At 68.3% G+C, this 16,893-nt stretch carries 13 protein-coding genes and 1 pseudogene; 4 read left to right on the top strand and 10 right to left on the bottom strand.

Going from position 1 to position 16,893, the window contains the following annotated elements:
- The first annotated feature begins 8 nt into the window (after nucleotides 1–8).
- On the top strand, nucleotides 9–953 hold the full coding sequence (locus AC5Y4T_RS14220) for an Rv1486c family protein (protein ID WP_499953880.1): 945 nt from the start codon (nucleotides 9–11) through the stop codon (nucleotides 951–953).
- Here the strand turns inward: AC5Y4T_RS14220 and AC5Y4T_RS14215 are convergent.
- The 3 genes and pseudogenes from AC5Y4T_RS14215 to fabG1 form a co-directional block, all read right to left on the bottom strand.
- Nucleotides 922–1,987 (bottom strand): annotated as a pseudogene (locus tag AC5Y4T_RS14215) (ferrochelatase); the annotation flags it as partial. The gene AC5Y4T_RS14220 and the pseudogene AC5Y4T_RS14215 sit on opposite strands and share 32 nt — an antisense overlap.
- Before the next feature lie 22 nt (nucleotides 1,988–2,009).
- Complete coding sequence (inhA, locus tag AC5Y4T_RS14210) at nucleotides 2,010–2,819, bottom strand: NADH-dependent enoyl-ACP reductase InhA (RefSeq protein ID WP_499919780.1); 810 nt, start codon at nucleotides 2,817–2,819, stop codon at nucleotides 2,010–2,012.
- Between the two features lie 30 nt (nucleotides 2,820–2,849).
- A complete protein-coding gene (gene fabG1 / locus AC5Y4T_RS14205; RefSeq protein WP_499953877.1) occupies nucleotides 2,850–3,617 on the bottom strand; it encodes a 3-oxoacyl-ACP reductase FabG1 in 768 nt (255 codons plus the stop codon).
- Between the two features lie 124 nt (nucleotides 3,618–3,741).
- Between fabG1 and AC5Y4T_RS14200 the strand changes: the two genes are divergently transcribed.
- Entirely contained in the window at nucleotides 3,742–5,292 is a 1,551-nt protein-coding gene (locus AC5Y4T_RS14200) for a hypothetical protein (RefSeq protein ID WP_499953873.1), read from the top strand.
- Nucleotides 5,293–5,315: 23 nt separating this feature from the next.
- On the opposite strand, the gene AC5Y4T_RS14195 is transcribed toward AC5Y4T_RS14200, so the two are convergent.
- The 6 genes from AC5Y4T_RS14195 to AC5Y4T_RS14170 form a co-directional block, all read right to left on the bottom strand.
- Nucleotides 5,316–6,323 (bottom strand): VWA domain-containing protein, encoded by a 1,008-nt coding sequence (locus AC5Y4T_RS14195; protein ID WP_499953869.1) that lies wholly within the window; start codon nucleotides 6,321–6,323, stop codon nucleotides 5,316–5,318.
- On the bottom strand, nucleotides 6,320–7,231 hold the full coding sequence (locus AC5Y4T_RS14190; protein WP_499953953.1) for a DUF58 domain-containing protein: 912 nt from the start codon (nucleotides 7,229–7,231) through the stop codon (nucleotides 6,320–6,322). Before AC5Y4T_RS14190 ends, AC5Y4T_RS14195 begins: the two co-directional genes overlap by 4 nt.
- 41 nt (nucleotides 7,232–7,272) lie before the next feature.
- Complete coding sequence (gene moxR1, locus AC5Y4T_RS14185; RefSeq protein ID WP_499919775.1) at nucleotides 7,273–8,403, bottom strand: chaperone MoxR1; 1,131 nt, start codon at nucleotides 8,401–8,403, stop codon at nucleotides 7,273–7,275.
- Nucleotides 8,404–8,523: 120 nt separating this feature from the next.
- Nucleotides 8,524–9,261, bottom strand: coding sequence for an NlpC/P60 family peptidoglycan endopeptidase RipB (gene ripB / locus AC5Y4T_RS14180; protein ID WP_499953951.1), 738 nt, complete (start codon nucleotides 9,259–9,261; stop codon nucleotides 8,524–8,526).
- 25 nt (nucleotides 9,262–9,286) lie between these two features.
- Complete coding sequence (gene ripA, locus AC5Y4T_RS14175; protein ID WP_499953865.1) at nucleotides 9,287–10,735, bottom strand: NlpC/P60 family peptidoglycan endopeptidase RipA; 1,449 nt, start codon at nucleotides 10,733–10,735, stop codon at nucleotides 9,287–9,289.
- A gap of 239 nt (nucleotides 10,736–10,974) precedes the next feature.
- Nucleotides 10,975–11,529, bottom strand: a complete 555-nt coding sequence (locus tag AC5Y4T_RS14170; protein WP_499953862.1) for an Rv1476 family membrane protein — start codon at nucleotides 11,527–11,529, stop codon at nucleotides 10,975–10,977.
- Nucleotides 11,530–11,762: 233 nt separating this feature from the next.
- On the opposite strand from AC5Y4T_RS14170, the gene AC5Y4T_RS14165 reads away from it, so the two are divergent.
- Together AC5Y4T_RS14165 and AC5Y4T_RS14160 are read left to right on the top strand one after the other, a co-directional pair.
- The gene (locus AC5Y4T_RS14165) at nucleotides 11,763–14,576 is read left to right on the top strand and encodes an aconitate hydratase (RefSeq protein WP_499919772.1); all 2,814 of its coding nucleotides are present in this window, start codon (nucleotides 11,763–11,765) and stop codon (nucleotides 14,574–14,576) included.
- A gap of 23 nt (nucleotides 14,577–14,599) precedes the next feature.
- The gene (locus tag AC5Y4T_RS14160; protein WP_499919771.1) at nucleotides 14,600–15,169 is read left to right on the top strand and encodes a TetR/AcrR family transcriptional regulator; all 570 of its coding nucleotides are present in this window, start codon (nucleotides 14,600–14,602) and stop codon (nucleotides 15,167–15,169) included.
- Nucleotides 15,170–15,239: 70 nt separating this feature from the next.
- On the opposite strand, the gene AC5Y4T_RS14155 is transcribed toward AC5Y4T_RS14160, so the two are convergent.
- Entirely contained in the window at nucleotides 15,240–16,877 is a 1,638-nt protein-coding gene (locus tag AC5Y4T_RS14155) for an ABC-F family ATP-binding cassette domain-containing protein (RefSeq protein WP_499953857.1), read from the bottom strand.
- Between the last annotated feature and the right edge of the window lie 16 nt (nucleotides 16,878–16,893).

Below are 16,893 nucleotides of genomic sequence, written 5' to 3'. Positions count from 1 at the left end.
GCGTGATCGTGTGGTGTCCCAGTGTTTCGCTGTCCCTGTGGGCCAATGCCTGGCTCGCTGGAAAGGCCGCGCCCGACGACGTCCTGGACGCGTTATCCGTTTGGGCGCCAAAGCAATCGGTGACGGCGTATGATGCCGTCGCCGCGGGCCACACCGGGCTGCCCTGGCCCGACGTGAACGACGCCGGGACGGTGACGCTGCTGCAGACATTGCGCGGCGCGATCGGGCGTCCGACGCCGTCGTGCGGCGGCGCGGGATTGATGCGCGGGACGATCAACGTGGTTTTGCCGGTACCCGGCGATGTGCGCGGGCTGGCCCCGGGGACGCAGTTCGAGCGGGACGCCCTGGCCGCCGGAGAGGCGGTCATCATCGCCAACCCCCGCAACCCCGGCACCGCCGTGGGCCTGGTGCCCGAATTCTCCTATGAGGACGACGAGGACGCGCCCGAGGACTACGAGAGGCGCCTGGCGGAATTGTGCGGGCTGACGTGGACCGTGTACTCGCTGCCCGGTGCCCCGGTGCTGGACCACTACGAGCTCGGCGACGCCGAGTACACGCTGCGGTCCGCCGTGCGCTCGGCCGCCGACGCTCTGGGCGCCATCGGGCTGGGAGCCGCGGCCGCCGACGTCGACGACCCGCGTGGGCTTGTCGAGCAGCTGCTGGAATCCGCACGGCGACACCGCATTCCGGACCATGCGCCGACGCGCGCGCTGCGGGTGCTGGAGAACGCCGCGCACGTCGACGCCATCATCGCGGTCAGCGCGGGCCTGAGTCGATCGGACTCGGCGGACCGTTTCACCGCGCCCGTCGCCGCCGGGCTGGAACCGGTGGGAACGCAATCATCGTCCGAGGCCCGCATCGCCAGCGATGCGCTGCGACCGCTGACCGCCGTGGTGCGGTCGGCGCGGATGGCGGCCGTGACCGCGATCCTGCATTCGGCCTGGGGCGACTAGGCGCCGGTCTCGGCCGCGCAGTGCGGCGGGCGGCACGGCGCACCGTTGGCGCTGGCCAGACAACCCGGCGCCGGGTCCGGCCCCCTCACCCGCTCGGGCGTGCGGCCGTAGCGCAGTTCGTCGATCAGGTCGGCGGCCAGTTGCGCGAAACGCGGGTGGGCGTTGGGCGTCGAGGCCCGCACCATCGCGACTCCCGCCGCCTCCGCCTGGGCCGCCAACTCGGTGTCGAGGTCCCACACCACCTCGATGTGGTCGGCTACGAACCCGATCGGGCAGACGATGACGGCATCGGTGCCGGCCCGCACCAAGGCGGTCAGGTGGTCGGCGACGTCGGGCTCCAGCCACGGAACCTGCGGCGGCCCCGACCGGGACTGCCACGCCAGGTCGTACTCGGTGTATCCGGCTGCGGCCGCCACAAGGCTTGCGGCGTAGGCGACTTGGCGGCTATAGAGCCGCGGGCCCACGCGGTCGTCGGCGGCCACCGGGATGGAATGCGCGGTGAACACCAGACGCGCGGCGGTATGTTGTTCGGCGGTCAGGGCGCCCGAGGCCGCGCCGATGGTGTCGGCGAAGATCTGGACGAACCGCGGATGATCGAAATAGGGCCGCAGCTTGACCAATTCGGGCGCATCAGGCCCGGCCGCATCGCGCGCCCGGGCGATGTCCTCGACGTACTGTGTGCAGCTGGAATAGCCGCTCCACGCCGATGTGGTGAACACCGCGGCCCGACGAATTCCGTTGTCGCGCATCGTCGTCACGGTGTCTTCGACGTAGGGCGCCCAGTTGCGGTTGCCGAAGTAGACCGGCAGATCCAGGCCGCGGTCATGCAGTTCGGCTTCGAGCTGCTGGATCAGCGCGAGGTTGATCCGGTTGATCGGCGACACCCCACCGAAGTGCAGGTAGTGCTCGGCGACATGGTCGAGACGTTCCGGGGGCACGTTGCGGCCGCGGGTGACGTTCTCCAGGAACGGCCGAACCTGCTCGGGACCTTCCGGCCCACCGAAGGACAGCAGCAGGGCGGCATCGAATTCCATTGGGCTCTAGAGCAATCCGCTTTTACAGCAATTGGGTGCTTGCGCCGCCGTCGGCGTAGATGATGGTCCCCGTGGTCGCCGGCAGCCAGTCCGAGAGCAACGCGCACACCGTCTTGGCCACCGGCGTCGGGTCCTTCATGTTCCAGCCGATGGGGGCGCGCTGGTCCCAGCCCTCTTCGAGCAGCTGCATCTGCGCGCCGGCCTCTTCGCCGAGCGCACCGCCGACAATCGCGCTCATGGCCAGCGTCCGGATCGGGCCCGCGGCAACGAGATTGGAGCGCACACCGAACTTGCCCGCCTCACGCGCCACGAATCGGTTCACCGATTCCAGCGCGCTCTTGGCCACCGTCATCCAGTTGTAGGCCGGCATCGCCCGGCTGGGATCGAAGTCCATACCCACGATGGAGCCGCCCGGGTTCATGATCGGCAGCGCGGCCTTGGCCAGCGAGGCATACGAATACGCCGAGATGTGAATGCCTTTGGAGACGTCCTCGTAGGGAGCGTCGAAGAACGGGTTGATGCCCATCCCCGTCTGCGGCATGAAACCGATCGAATGCACCACACCGTCGAGTTTGTTGCCCTCGCCGATCTCGGCCGTCACCCGGTCGGCGAGCGAATTCAAGTGCTCCTCGTTTTGCACGTCGAGTTCGATCAACGGCGCCTTCTCGGGCAGCCGGTCGGCGATGCGCTGAATCAGGCGCAACCGGTCGAATCCGGTCAGCACCAATTGCGCACCCGCCTCCTGGGCCGCCTTGGCGATGTGAAACGCGATCGACGAATCGGTGATGATTCCCGAGATCAGAATCCGTTTGCCGTCGAGCAGTCCTGCCATGTCCGTCCTTAAAGTCGTTATGTCGTTAACTCAGTGGCCCATGCCCATGCCGCCGTCGACCGGGATGACGGCGCCGGCGATGTAACTGGCGTCCTCGGACGCCAGGAAGCTGACCACCCCGGCGACCTCCGCGGCGGTGCCGACCCGCTTCGCCGGGATGAACTCCAGCGCCCCGGCCTGAATCCGTTCGTCCAGCGCGCGGGTCATCTCGGTGTCGATGTAGCCGGGGGCCACCACGTTCGCGGTCACCCCGGCCTTGGACAGCTCCCGGGAGATCGAGCGGGCCATGCCGATCAGGCCGGCTTTGGCGGCCGCGTAGTTGGACTGGTTGCCGATGCCCCAGCTCCCGGAGACCGAGCCGATGTAGATGATCCGGCCGAACCGCTTCTTCTGCATGCTGCGCGCGGCGCGCTGGGTCACCCGGAACGCCCCGGTGAGGTTGGCGTTGATGACCTCTTCGAACCGCTCCTCGGTCATCCGGATGAGGAACGCATCCTTGGAGATGCCGGCGTTGGACACCAGCACCTCGACCGGGCCCTGGTGCTCCTCGACCTCCTTGAAGGCGCGATCGATGGCGTCGTTGTCGGTCACGTCGCACTCGACTCCGAACAGTCCCTCGGGCGCCCCGGATCCGCGGTGCGTGACGGCCACCTTGTGGCCGTCGGCGGCCAGCCGCTGCGCGATCGCCAGCCCGATCCCCCGGTTTCCGCCGGTGACCAGGACTGAACGGGATACGAATGGGGGTCTGCCGCCGCTCGCGGCGGGTTCGGTGGCTTGCTCGGTGGCCGTCTCAGTCACCCGGCCAACTTATCGCCTCGGCCGGCCAGCGCTGCAATCGGCTCAGCGCGAGCGCAACGTCGATTCACCCCGGGCCGCCGCCGCCGCGCGAACCCGCCGTTGGCTCGCTTAGGATTTGACCCTCATGGCCGCAGCCCCGACCCGACACTTAAGGCTCAACGCCCAAGCCACGGCGATTTTCGCGGCCTGCTGGGGCGGATTGCTCGTCCTGCTGCTGGTGCGCAACCGCGGGCTGTTCACCCACCCCGTCTACGAGGCCGGAGACCCCGCGGCCAACTCGATCCTCACCCTGCAGGCCAAGCACTTCGCCCTGCTGACCGGGCATTACTCCAGGGTCGGCTTCCACCATCCCGGTCCGGCTTTCTTCTACGTGCAGGCCGGCGGCGAATGGCTGCTGCACGACCTGACCCGTCTCGTTCCGGCGGCCTATAACGGGCAGGCGATCGCGATCATGGCGCTCAACGCGACACTGATCGCGCTGGCGCTGGCCATCCTGTACACGTGGGTGCGCTCGGTGCCGGCGGTACTCACCGCGGCCGGCATCACCCTGATCTTCCTCGCCGAACACCCCCAGCTGGTGTGCTCCACCTGGATGCCCCACGCCTGCTTCGCCCCGTTTTTGCTCTACGTCTTCGCGGTCGCGTCGGTGGCTGCCGGACGGCTGCGCCATCTGTGGATCATGGTGCTCGCCGGCGGCCTGCTGGTGCACGGGCACGCGGAATTCCTGCTGCTGGTGCCCCTGCTTGGGCTGGCGGCGCTCCTGCCTCAGCGGCGCCGGTTGCTCACGCACCGCCGTGAAGTGCTGATCGCCTCGGCGGTGTTGGCATTGTTTCTGCTCCCCATCGTGCTCAACGTGACCCTGCACTGGCCGGGCGAGATTCCGCAGTACCTGGCCTACGGCCACCGCGCGCCGAACCCGCCGGTGGCGGCCGCGCGGTTTCTCGCGCAGTTCTGGGGTCCGGGTCCCGCCCTCGGGACGGTGTTCCTGGTGGTGCTGTTCGTCGTGGATCTGGCGCTGGTCCGCAGGCTGACGCGTCCCGGTGTCGACGAGGCGGTGCACGAGTTCTCCCGCCGCCTGCTCAGAGTCACCGCCCTGGCCACCGCGCTGTTCGCCTTCTACTGCTGGTACGGCGTGGACCATCTCTGGCAGTCGTACATCGGCGTCTTCTCTTACGCGTTGCCCCTGGCTTTGCTCATCTTGGGCTCCTCGGCGCTGATGGTGCTGGCGGCGGCGCGGGAAAAGCCGATAGCCCCCCGGCTGGCGGCCGGCGCCGCGGCGGGGAGCCTGGCGGTCGGGGTGGTGCTGGCGCTCACGACGGACGCCTTACGCAGAGACCGCGACGAGCTGACGGGCGTGCCCATCGCGCTGGACTACCTGGCCGCGCACGCCCACGGTAAGCCGATCGTGCTGGAGACCCGCACCGACGAATCCTGGGCCGACGCGCTCGCGCTGCTCGACGCCGCCACCCGCGCCGGGCGGCGCGCCTGCCTGGCGCAGGACCGCTGGCGGCTCCAGGCCACCCGGGAGTTCATCTGCACGCCGCAGGAGCTGGCCGGCGGGGCGCGCTTCACGCTCAGCCGCGTCGACCCGGTGTCCCCCGGCACCCCCGTGGTGCCGAATCTCAATCCGATCCCCGCGTCGTACCCGCCCTCGGCGGTGATCGCCGCCGGCTGACGGTCGCCCTGAGCGACGCGACGTCAGGTCGGCAGGCGCCGGTTGATTAGCAGCGCCGCCAGCGCCGCCAGCGCCAAGACCAGCGCACCCAGCCGCACCCAGCCCACGCTGGCATCGCCCTTGATGGTCTCGTAGCCGATCTGCTGCTGCAGCGTCCCGTACACGGACTTGAGTTCCTGCAATGACGCTGCGCTGTAAGCGTTTCCGCCCGAAAGCTGGGCGACCTTCTTCAGCGTCTCGTCGTCGACGGGTACCGGCTGGCGCTGGTCGTTGATCTCGACGAAACCGTACGGGGTGCCGAAGGAGATGGTCGAGATCGGCACGCCCTGGTCCTTGGCGGTGCGCGCCGCGGTGAAGGCGCCCTTGGGGTTGTCCGGGTTGGTCGGCATCGTCTCCTTGCCGTCGGAGAACAACACGATGCGCGCCGGCGGCGGTTTGTCGCCACCGCCGATCACCGCGCCGACCGTCGCGATGGCCTGCAGGGCGGTGAAGATGCCCTCCCCGGTGGCGGTGCGGTCGGCGAACTGGAGCTTGTCCAGCGCGGTCTTGGTCGATTCCCGGTTGGTCGTCGGCGACACCAGCACCGTCGCGGTGCCGGCGTAGGCGATCAGCCCGAGGTTGATGCCCGGGGTCAGTTCGTCGGCGAACTGCTTTGCGGCTTCCTGGGCGGCCGCCATCCGGTTGGGCTGCACGTCGGTGGCGCGCATGGACTGCGAGACGTCGATCACCAGCATCACCACCGCACGGTTGCGGGGAATCCGGACGTCGTTCGTCGGGCCCGCCATCGCGATGGTGAACAGCACCAGCGACGCGATGAGCAGGATCGCCGGCAGGTGCCGCCACTTGGGTGGCCTCTTGGGGGCGACGCTTTCCAGCAGCTCCATGTTGGCGAACCGCAGCATGCGCCGCTGCCTGGCCAGCTGCATCAGGATGTAGAGCGCGGCCAGCCCGAAGACGACGAGCAGGAACAGGAAGAACCACGAATGTTCGAAGCCCGACAACGACATCGGGCCCAGGAGCGGCAGGGTCACTGCCGCCCTGCCAGGGCGCCGCGCCGGCGGGATTCGACGAAGCGCACGATGTCGGCGATCCAGTCGCGGTCGGTGCGCAGCGTCAGGATCGGGGCCCCGCAGCTGCGGATCGTGCGCGCGACATCGGCGCGGTGCGCCGCGGCGGCCTTGGCGAAATCGTCGCGCAGCTGGGCGTCGATGGTGAATTCACGCGTGACGCCGGACTCGGCGTCCTGCAACACCACGTCGCCGATGTCGGGCAGCTCGACGTCGCGGGGGTCGAGCACCTCGACGGCCAGCACCTCGTGCCGGGCCGCGACGGCCCGCAGCGGCCGCATCCAGTTGATCGGCCCCAGGAAGTCGCTGATGATCACCGCCATGCCGCGCCGGCGTTCCGGACGGCGCAACGCGTCGATCGCCGTCGCCAGGTCGCCGCGCACCCCGACCGGAGCGCGCGGCGTGGTGGCGATGGTGCGCAGCAGCGTCTGCTCGTGCTGGCGTCCGGAACGGGCGGGCACCCGGGTGATGTTGGCGCCGGTGGACACGATCGCGCCGAGCCGATTGCCGCCCCCGCTGTTGAGGAAGGTGATCGCGGCCGCGGCCGCCACGGCCAGGTCCCGCTTCTCGCACACGGTGGTGCCGAAGTCCAGGCTGGCCGACATGTCGACCACCAGCCACGTTTCGAGCTCCCGGTCGGCGATCATCTGTCGCACGTGCGGGTGCGTCGTGCGCGCGGTGACGGCCCAGTCCATGCGGCGGACGTCGTCGCCGGGCTGGTACTCCCGCGACTCCCCCGGCTCCGAGCCGGGGCCCGGGATCAGGCCGAGGTGATCGCCGTGCAGCACCCCGTCGAGCTTGCGTTTGACGGTGAGTTCGAGGGTGCGCAGCGCCGCCGACAGCTTCGGGTCGTCGATCTGGCCCCGCTGCATCGATGGCGGATGCACAGGCCCCGCCGACCTCTTCGGATCGGTCACCGACCGCTGGCCGCACCGGCGGGTTGCATCACCGGGGGCACCGAATGCCCTTGCTGCGGAACGGCATTCACCTGAGGCAGGGCCACCGTCTGCAACACCCGATTGATGACGATCTCCGGTGAGATCTCGTCGGCCAGCGCGTCGTAGGTGAGCACCAGCCGGTGCCGCAGCACGTCGGGAATGACGTCCACGACGTCCTGCGGGATCACGTAGTCACGGCCGCGGACCAGCGCCAGCGACCGGGCCCCGGCGATGATGCCCAACGAGGCGCGCGGCGACGCCCCGAACGAAATCCAGGTCTTGACGTCGTTCATGCCGAGCTGTTCGGGGTGGCGGGTGGCGGTCACCACGCGCACGACGTAGTCCACCAGCGCGTGGTGGACGAAGCCGTTGGCAGCGATGTCCTGCAGCCGCAGCAGGTCACCGGTGTTGAGGATCTGCTTGGGCTCCGGCGGGCGCACGCCCATCCGGTAGATGATCTCGCGCTCCTCCTCCGGCGACGGGTAGCCGACGTTGATCTTGAACAGGAAGCGGTCCCGCTGGGCCTCGGGCAGCGGGTACACACCCTCGTGCTCGATCGGGTTCTGCGTCGCCATCACCAGGAACGGGTTGGGCAGCGGGAACCTCTTGCCGCCGATCGAGACCTGGCGTTCCTGCATGACCTCCAGCAGCGCCGACTGCACCTTGGCCGGCGCACGGTTGATCTCGTCGGCGAGCAGGAAATTGGCGACCACCGGGCCGAGCTCGGTGTCGAACTCCTCCTTGCCCTGCCGGTAGATGCGGGTACCGATGATGTCGGTGGGCACCAGGTCGGGCGTGAACTGGATGCGCGCGAACGTCCCGCCGACCACCTTGGCGAAGGTCTCGACGGCGAGGGTCTTGGCGACGCCGGGGACACCCTCGAGCAGCACGTGCCCTTTGGACAGCAGGCCGACCAGCATGCGCTCCACGAGCTGGTCCTGACCGACGATGATGCGTTTGACCTCGAAGATGGCCCGTTCCAGGGTCTGCACCTCGGCGGCCAGTCCGTTGCCACCGCCCGCCGGCGCTTCGTGAGCCGGGCCGGATTGCCCGCCCGGGCCCGAGTAACCGCTGGCGCCTGGCGGCGGCCCACCTGCTGCTGTCATCAAGAACCCTCCACGCTCAAACGGACACGACTGCCGGGCAGCGACGTGCCCGCGTCCAACTATTCCAGGCCCACCGAATTCCGTCGACGCTCGCCCAGCTGATGCGTCGCCGGCCCGCGTTCAGTACTCGATGATCCTGGTCAGGAACGGGGTCATGCCGGGCTTACGAACCGGGCTGACCGTAACCTTCGCGGCGCTGCCCGATGCCTCGAGCATCTGACCGTTGCCCAGGTACATGGTGACGTGCTGGCTGCCGTTCGGGCCGTAGAAGATGAGGTCGCCGCGCCTGGCCTGATCCTGCGGGATGTGGCGCCCGGCGTTGTACTGGTCACCGGAGAACCGCGGGATCAGCACGCCGACGCCGGCGAACCCGTAGCGCATCAGGCCCGAGCAGTCGAAGCCGGTGATGTTGGCGCCGTCGCCGACGCCCTTGCTGGGGCCGTCCAGCGTGCCCCCGCCCCACGAGTAGGGCACCCCCATCTGCGCACCCATCCGCTTGATCACGTACTCGATGGCCTGCCGGCCATAGACCCGCGGGATCTTGCCGCCGGGGTTGGACGGTGTGGCGGCCGCAGCGGGTGCGGGATCGCCCAGGATGTTGATCCCGAGACCGCCGAGAAACTGCCTGCCCAGGTCCATCGTGGTCTGGGTGGCCTGGGCGGTGGCCTGCAGCGAGGCGTTGGCGACGGCGAGCGGGTCGCCGGGCGCACCGGCACTGATCTGGGCGGGCAGGGTGGGGTCCCATTCGCCCGGGTCGGCCCCGGCGAGCGGAGCCGGGGCTGTCACGGACAACATCAGCCCGGCCACCACTGCGGTGATCCAGGCGAGGTTGACGATACGAAACCGATTGCGGCGCATGCCCGTCCGTTCAGCACTCACTCGATCACCACTCGATGTACCGGACCACGTAGGGCGTCATGCCGCTGGTGCGCACCGGGGCGACGCGGACCTTCAACCCGATGTCGGGGGCCTCGAGCATCTGGCCGTCGCCGAGGTAGATCGTCACGTGCTGGCTACCGCCCGGGCCGTAGAAGATGACGTCGCCGCGGCGCATCTGCGAGGACGGGATCTTGCGGCCCAGGTTGTACTGCGACCCCGAGTAGTGCGGCAGCTTGATGCCCACCCCGGCGAACGAATACAGCACCAGGCCCGAACAGTCGAAGCCGGTGATGTTGGCACCGGAGTCGATGCCCTTGCTCGGGCCGGCCGCGTTGCCGCCGCCCCAGGAGTAGGGCACGCCGATCTGCGACATGCCGCGCCGGATCACGTATTCGGTGGCCTGCCGGCCGTAGACCCGGGGAATGCGCCCCCCGACCCCGCCGGGAGCCGCGTTGGTGATGCCGGTGTCGTCGGGCTTGAGGATGCCCAGCTGCTGCAGGAAGTTGCGGCCCAGGCCCGCGGTGACCTGGGTCGAGGTCGCCGAAATGCCGAGCACCTGGTTGATCACCGCGATCGGGTCGCCGGGCACGTTGGCGCTCGGGATCATCGGCAGGGTGGGGTCCCAGGCGCCATCCCACTGACGGCCACCGGACGACGGCGCCGGCGCGCCCGGCGACCCGGTCTCCCACCGGTCACCCGACGCCGGTGCTCCGGGGCCGCCGGCGCCCGCGGACCAGAGACGGGCGGCCTCGCGCTTGGCCGCGTCGAGCTTGACCTGAGCCTGATCTCGTTGCGCGGCAAGGCGAATGATGTCTTCGCGTTGCTGGTCGAACTTCTGCTTGGAGGTGGTCAGCGCCCGCACCGCGGCGTCCTGGCTGGACTTGGCATCGGCGGCGGCCTTGTCGGCGTTCTGCTTGGCCAGCCGCGCCGCCGATTCCTTGTTCACCTGCTCGGTGCGGGCCTGCTGCAGCTTGGCCATCACGGCCTGCGAGCTCGTGGTCAGGTTCTTGGCGGCGGCTTCGGTGGCGATGATGTCGTCGGGGCTGCTCGCGGTCAGGTAGCTGTTGGACGGACCGTTCATATAGGTGGCCGCGGCGAAGGTGTCGAAGCGGTGCTGCGCCCCGGCGATGGCGATGTTGGCGTCTTTGACCGACTGCTGGCTGGTCTCCAGGTCGTGCTGGGCGGTGGCCGCGTTGTCCCGCGCGGTCTCGACGTCGACGAGGGCCTTGTTGACGCTTTCCTGTTCGGTCTGGATCTCGGCGCTCAGGTTCTGCAGCCGCTGGTTGGCTTTGGCGACGTCGGCGATGAGTCCGGCCAGGTTGTCGGCGGTGGGATCGGCCTCCGCGAGGCCGGGCGTCGCTATCAGGAGGGCCAGGCTCAACACGGAGGGGACGACGGGCCGCACCAGCCTCGCGGCCGGTCGCGCAGAAGACCCCCAGCGTGTGCGTCTCATTCGACTCAGGTCTCCTACAGCTCAACGCGACGGGTGGCGCCAGCCACAGGATCCCCGAAAGGCGCCAAAGACAACACCAGCATCATTTGCACCGTACGTCACACGGGTGGGCATGCAAACGCCCCACCGAAATCGCACTCTCTACGTGCGTTTAATGTGACCGAACGGTGACCTAACCGGTTTGCCGCAGCACGTCGCGACGGTTGGCCGAAACAACCTGAAAAAGCGAATACCTGTGGCTAGACCGCAGTATTGGCGTCGGTGGCGGTGGTTGTCGCGGTGTCGTCGGATGTTGCTGCGCGCCTGCTGCGCAACTGCAACAAGCGGGTGCCGACGGCCGCGGCGAAGACGGCGATCAACAGGAAAATCGTCAGGCCGGTCCAGGGAAATTCGGGCGTGTCCAGCTCGTGCAGGAAATGTTGCGCGGAGACCACGGGGTTGCCCGTCTTGGCGTTGTCCTCACCGGCCTCGAGCGTGACGCGGGGGAACTGCGTGCTGTAGCTGCCGACGTAGCTCGGGCTGAGCGTCAGCACCGTCGCGTCGTGATAGTCCGCGCCGACCACCGTCGAGATGTCGCGCAGCGGGGTGTCGTTCGGGGGGTTGTGGTCGAGCAGCACGATTTTAAGGTTGATGCCCTCGGCATGCGCGTGGTTGACCACATCGAGCAGCCCCGGCATTGCCGCCGGCGGCGCGCTGACTCCGGTCGCGGCGACCTGGGCCTTCACCATGGTCATGTCGACGTCCACCGGAATGTAGAGCGGCAAAGCCTGGCCGGTCATCGCGTCCCTCCTCATGTGCCCGTCACGCTGGCGTGACTCTCGGCCACGGCGGTCACTTTAGCGTGACGCTCGGCCAGGGATTGGAGCGCTCGCGGGGGTTTTCAACCGGCGGCCACGGCGACAAGACTGGACCACGAGTGCCGTCGCAATGCAGGACAAGCGTACTGTTAAAGTCGGCACGATAGTTTGGACGACCCGCCGGCGCCAGCCCGTCGCGGCGGGAGAACTAAAGACTCTGGGAGTTTCAAGTGACTGATTCCGTGAATTCGTTCGAAGCCCGCGACACCCTCGAGGTCGGCGACCAGAGCTATCAGATCTATCGTCTCGACGCCGTTCCCAATACCGAGAAACTGCCCTACAGCCTCAAGGTGCTGGCCGAGAACCTGTTGCGCAATGAAGACGGCAGCAACATCACCAAGGATCACATCGAGGCCATCGCGAACTGGGATCCCAAGGCGGAGCCCAGCATTGAGATCCAGTACACGCCGGCCCGCGTGGTGATGCAGGACTTCACCGGTGTGCCGTGCATCGTGGACCTGGCCACCATGCGCGAGGCCATCGGCGACCTCGGCGGCAAGGCGGACAAGGTCAACCCGCTCGCCCCCGCCGACCTCGTGATCGACCACTCGGTGATCGCCGACCTGTTCGGCACCGCGGACGCGTTCGAGCGCAACGTCGAGATCGAGTACCAGCGCAACGGCGAGCGCTATCAGTTCCTGCGCTGGGGGCAGGGAGCTTTCCAGGACTTCAAGGTGGTGCCCCCGGGCACCGGCATTGTGCATCAGGTCAACATCGAGTATCTGGCCAGCGTGGTGATGACCCGCGACGGCCTCGCCTATCCCGACACCTGCGTGGGGACCGACAGCCACACCACAATGGTCAACGGCCTTGGCGTGCTGGGCTGGGGCGTCGGCGGCATCGAGGCCGAGGCCGCGATGCTGGGCCAGCCGGTGTCGATGCTGATTCCGCGGGTCGTCGGCTTCAAGCTGACCGGTGAGATCCAGGCGGGCGTCACGGCCACCGACGTCGTGCTGACCGTCACCGAGATGCTGCGCAAGCACGGCGTGGTCGGCAAGTTCGTCGAGTTCTACGGCAAGGGCGTGTCGGAAGTGCCGCTGGCCAACCGCGCCACGCTGGGCAACATGAGCCCCGAATTCGGTTCCACCGCAGCGATTTTCCCGATCGACGAGGAGACCATCTCCTACCTGAAGTTCACCGGTCGCACGGAGGCGCAACTGGCGCTCGTGGAGGCCTACGCCAAAGAGCAGGGGCTGTGGCATGACCCGGACCACGAACCCGCGTTCTCGGAGTACCTCGAGCTCGACCTCTCCACAGTGGTGCCCTCGATCGCCGGTCCCAAGCGCCCGCAGGACCGCATCGCCTTGTCGGCCGCCAAGTCCACCTTCCGCGAGCAAATCCTGAGCTACGTCGACGGCGACGGCCAACAGGGCTACTCGAAGCTCGACGAGTCGGTCGAGGAGACGTTCCCGGCCAGCGATCCCGGCGCGGTGTCGAACGGACATGCCGACGACGTTCCCGAGGTGCACTCGGCGGCCGCCCACGCCAAGGGCCGCCCGAGCAACCCGGTCACCGTGAAGTCGGACGAGCGAGGCGAATTCGTGCTCGACCACGGCGCGGTGGTGATCGCCGCGGTCACCTCGTGCACCAACACCTCCAACCCCGAGGTGATGCTGGGCGCCGCGCTGCTGGCCCGCAACGCCGTCGAGAAGGGACTGACGTCCAAGCCGTGGGTGAAGACCACCATGGCGCCGGGCTCACAGGTGGTCAACGACTACTACGACAAAGCCGGCCTGTGGCCGTATTTGGAGAAGCTCGGCTTCTACCTGGTCGGCTACGGCTGCACCACCTGCATCGGCAACTCCGGGCCGCTGCCCGACGAAATCTCGAAGGCCATCAACGACAACGACCTTTCGGTGACCGCCGTGCTCTCCGGTAACCGCAACTTCGAGGGCCGCATCAACCCCGACGTCAAGATGAACTACCTGGCGTCGCCTCCGCTGGTGGTGGCCTACGCGCTGGCCGGAACCATGGACTTCGACTTCGAGTCACAGCCGCTCGGCAAGGACAAGGAGGGCAACGACGTCTTCCTGAAAGACATCTGGCCGTCGCAGAAGGACGTCTCCGACACCATCGCCTCGGCGATCAACTCCGAGATGTTCACCAAGAACTACGGCGACGTGTTCAAGGGTGACGAGCGGTGGCGCAACCTGCCCACCCCAAGCGGCAACACCTTTGAGTGGAACGCCGATTCGACATACGTCCGTAAGCCCCCGTATTTCGAGGGCATGCCGGCCGAGCCCGAGCCGGTCGCCGACATCACCGGCGCCCGGGTGCTGGCGCTGCTGGGCGATTCGGTGACCACCGACCACATCTCCCCGGCCAGCAGCATCAAGCCGGGCACCCCGGCCGCGCAGTACCTCGACGAACACGGCGTGGAGCGCAAGGACTACAACTCGTTTGGCTCGCGGCGCGGCAACCACGAGGTGATGATCCGCGGTACGTTCGCCAACATCAGATTGCGCAACCTGCTGCTCGATGACGTGTCGGGCGGTTACACGCGCGACTTCACCCAGGACGACGGGCCCCAGGCGTTCATCTACGATGCGGCGCAAAACTATGCGGCGCAAGACATTCCGCTGGTGGTGCTGGGCGGTAAGGAGTATGGCTCGGGCTCGTCACGGGACTGGGCCGCCAAGGGAACGCGGCTGCTGGGCGTTCGCGCGGTGATCGCCGAGTCGTTCGAGCGCATTCACCGCTCCAACCTGATCGGCATGGGCGTGATCCCGTTGCAGTTCCCCGACGGGAAGTCGGCCAAGGATCTGGGCCTGGACGGCACCGAGGTGTTCGACATCACCGGGATCGAAGAGCTGAACAACGGCAAGACGCCGAAGACAGTGCATGTCAAGGCCAGCAAGGGATCCGGCGGGGACGCCGTCGAGTTCGACGCGGTGGTGCGCATCGACACCCCCGGTGAGGCCGACTACTACCGCAACGGCGGCATCCTGCAGTACGTGCTGCGCAACATGCTCAAGTCCGGTTAACCCCGACCCGGTTTCGGCCACCCGTGCCTAAGGTCAGCGAGGACCATCTGGCGGCTCGCCGCCGCCAGATCCTCGACGGCGCCCGCCGTTGCTTCGCCGAATACGGTTACGACAAAGCCACGGTCCGCCGGCTGGAGAAGGCGATCGGGATGTCGCGCGGCGCGATCTTCCACCACTTCCGGGACAAGGACGCGCTGTTCTTCGCCCTCGCCCACGAAGACGCCGAGCGGATGGCCGACGTGGCTTCCCGCGCGGGACTCATCCAGGTGATGCGCGACATGCTGGCCGCGCCGGACCAATTCGACTGGCTGGCAACCAGATTGGAGATCGCCCGCAAGCTGCGCAACGATCCCGCGTTCAGCCAGGGCTGGGCCGAGCGTTCCGCCGAGCTTGCCGCGGCGACCACCGATCGGCTGCGCCGGCAGACCGAAGCACACCGAATCCGCGACGACGTGCCCGGCGACGTGCTGCAGTGCTACCTGGAATTGGTCCTCGACGGCCTGGTGGCAAGGTCGGCGGCCGGCGAGGACCCGCAGCGCTTATCCGCGGTCCTCGACCTGGTGGAAAATTCGGTGCGGCGCAACGATTCTTGAGAAACGGCCGTAGCGTCGCAGGCACCCCGAGTGAAAGCCGCGGGCCGATTCAGCCACATCGCAACCGAACTCAGGCCAGCTCGATGAGGTCCCGGTACTCGTCGGACCAGAAGTCCTCGGTGCCGTCGGGCAACAGCACGACGCGCTGCGGGTCGAGGGCCTCGGCGGCACCGGGGTCGTGCGTCACCAAGACCACCGCGCCCCGGTAACTGCGCAGCGCGTCGAGCACCTGCTCGCGCGAGGCCGGGTCGAGGTTGTTCGTCGGCTCGTCGAGCAACAGCACGTTGGCGGTCGAGGCCACCAAACCGGCCAGCGCAAGGCGCGTCTTCTCACCGCCGGACAGGGTGCCCGCCGGCTGGTCGAGTTGGGCGCCGCTGAACATGAACGCGCCCAGCAGGCCACGCAGATCCTGCTCACCCGAATCCGGTGCGGCGTGGCGGATGTTCTCCCACACGGTCGCATCGTTGTCGAGCGTGTCGTGTTCTTGGGCGAAGTACCCGATCCGCAGCCCGTGCCCGGGCTCGAGCCCCCCGGTGTCGGGGGCCTCGGTGCCGGCCAGGATCCTCAGCAGCGTGGTCTTGCCTGCGCCGTTGAGGCCGAGCACCACCACCCGCGACCCCCGGTCGATCGCCAGGTCGACGCCGGTGAAGACCTCCAGCGACCCGTAGGACTTGCTCAGCCCGGTAGCCACCAGCGGCGTGCGCCCGCAGGCGGCCGGGTTGGGGAACTTGATGCGGGCCACCTTGTCGGCCACCCGCTCGTCGTCGAGCGCGGCCATCATCCGGTCGGCACGACGCAACATGTTCTGCGCGGCAACGGCTTTGGTGGCTTTCGCGCCGAGCTTGGCGGCCTGTGAGCGCAGCGCGGTGGCCTTGCGTTCGGCGTTCGCACGCTCCCGGCGCCGGCGCTGCTCGTCGGTGGCCCGCGCGTCGAGATACTTTTGCCACGTCATGTTGTAGACGTCGACCTCGCCGCGCACCGCGTCCAGAAACCACACCCGGTTGACGACGTCGGCGAGCAGTTCCACGTTGTGGCTGATGATCACCAGCCCGCCGGTGTGCGCGCGCAGGAAATCCCGCAGCCAGCCGATGGAGTCGGCGTCCAGGTGGTTGGTCGGCTCGTCGAGCAGCAGCGTGGTCGACGAACCCGACGTTCCCGCCCCGCCTTCCGACGCGGCGAACAGGATGCGGGCCAGTTCCACCCGCCGCCGCTGCCCGCCGGACAAGGTGCGCAGCTGCTGGGTCAGCACCCGTTCCGGCAGGCCGAGACTCGCGCAGATGCGGCTCGCTTCGCTTTCCGCGCCGTAGCCGCCCAGGGCGACGAAACGCTCCTCCAGCTGCCCGTACCGGCGGATCGCGCGGTCGCGGGCGTCGTCGTCGGCGACCTCGGCCATCAACGCCTGCTGCTTTTCCAGGTCGGTCAGCAACACGTCAAGCCCGCGGGCCGACAGAACCCGGTCGCGGGCCAGCACATCGAGATCACCCTCTTTGGGATCCTGTGGTAGATAACCGATTTCGCCGACGCGGTTGATCGCCCCGGCATAGGGTTCGGTCTCCCCCGCCAGGATGCGCAGGGTGGTCGTCTTACCGGCGCCGTTGCGGCCCACCAGCCCGATGCGGTCGCCGGGCTGCACGCGCAGGTCGGGACCGTCGGGCGAGAGCAGGATGCGCGCACCAGCGCGGACCTCGAGGTCCGTGGCCGTGATCACGATCGCTCTCCTTGGA

It is taken from the genome of Mycobacterium sp. NGS11 (genome assembly GCF_059813315.1).
Note: the sequence above shows the minus strand (reverse complement) of the source record. Positions and strands in the feature narration are given on the sequence as shown.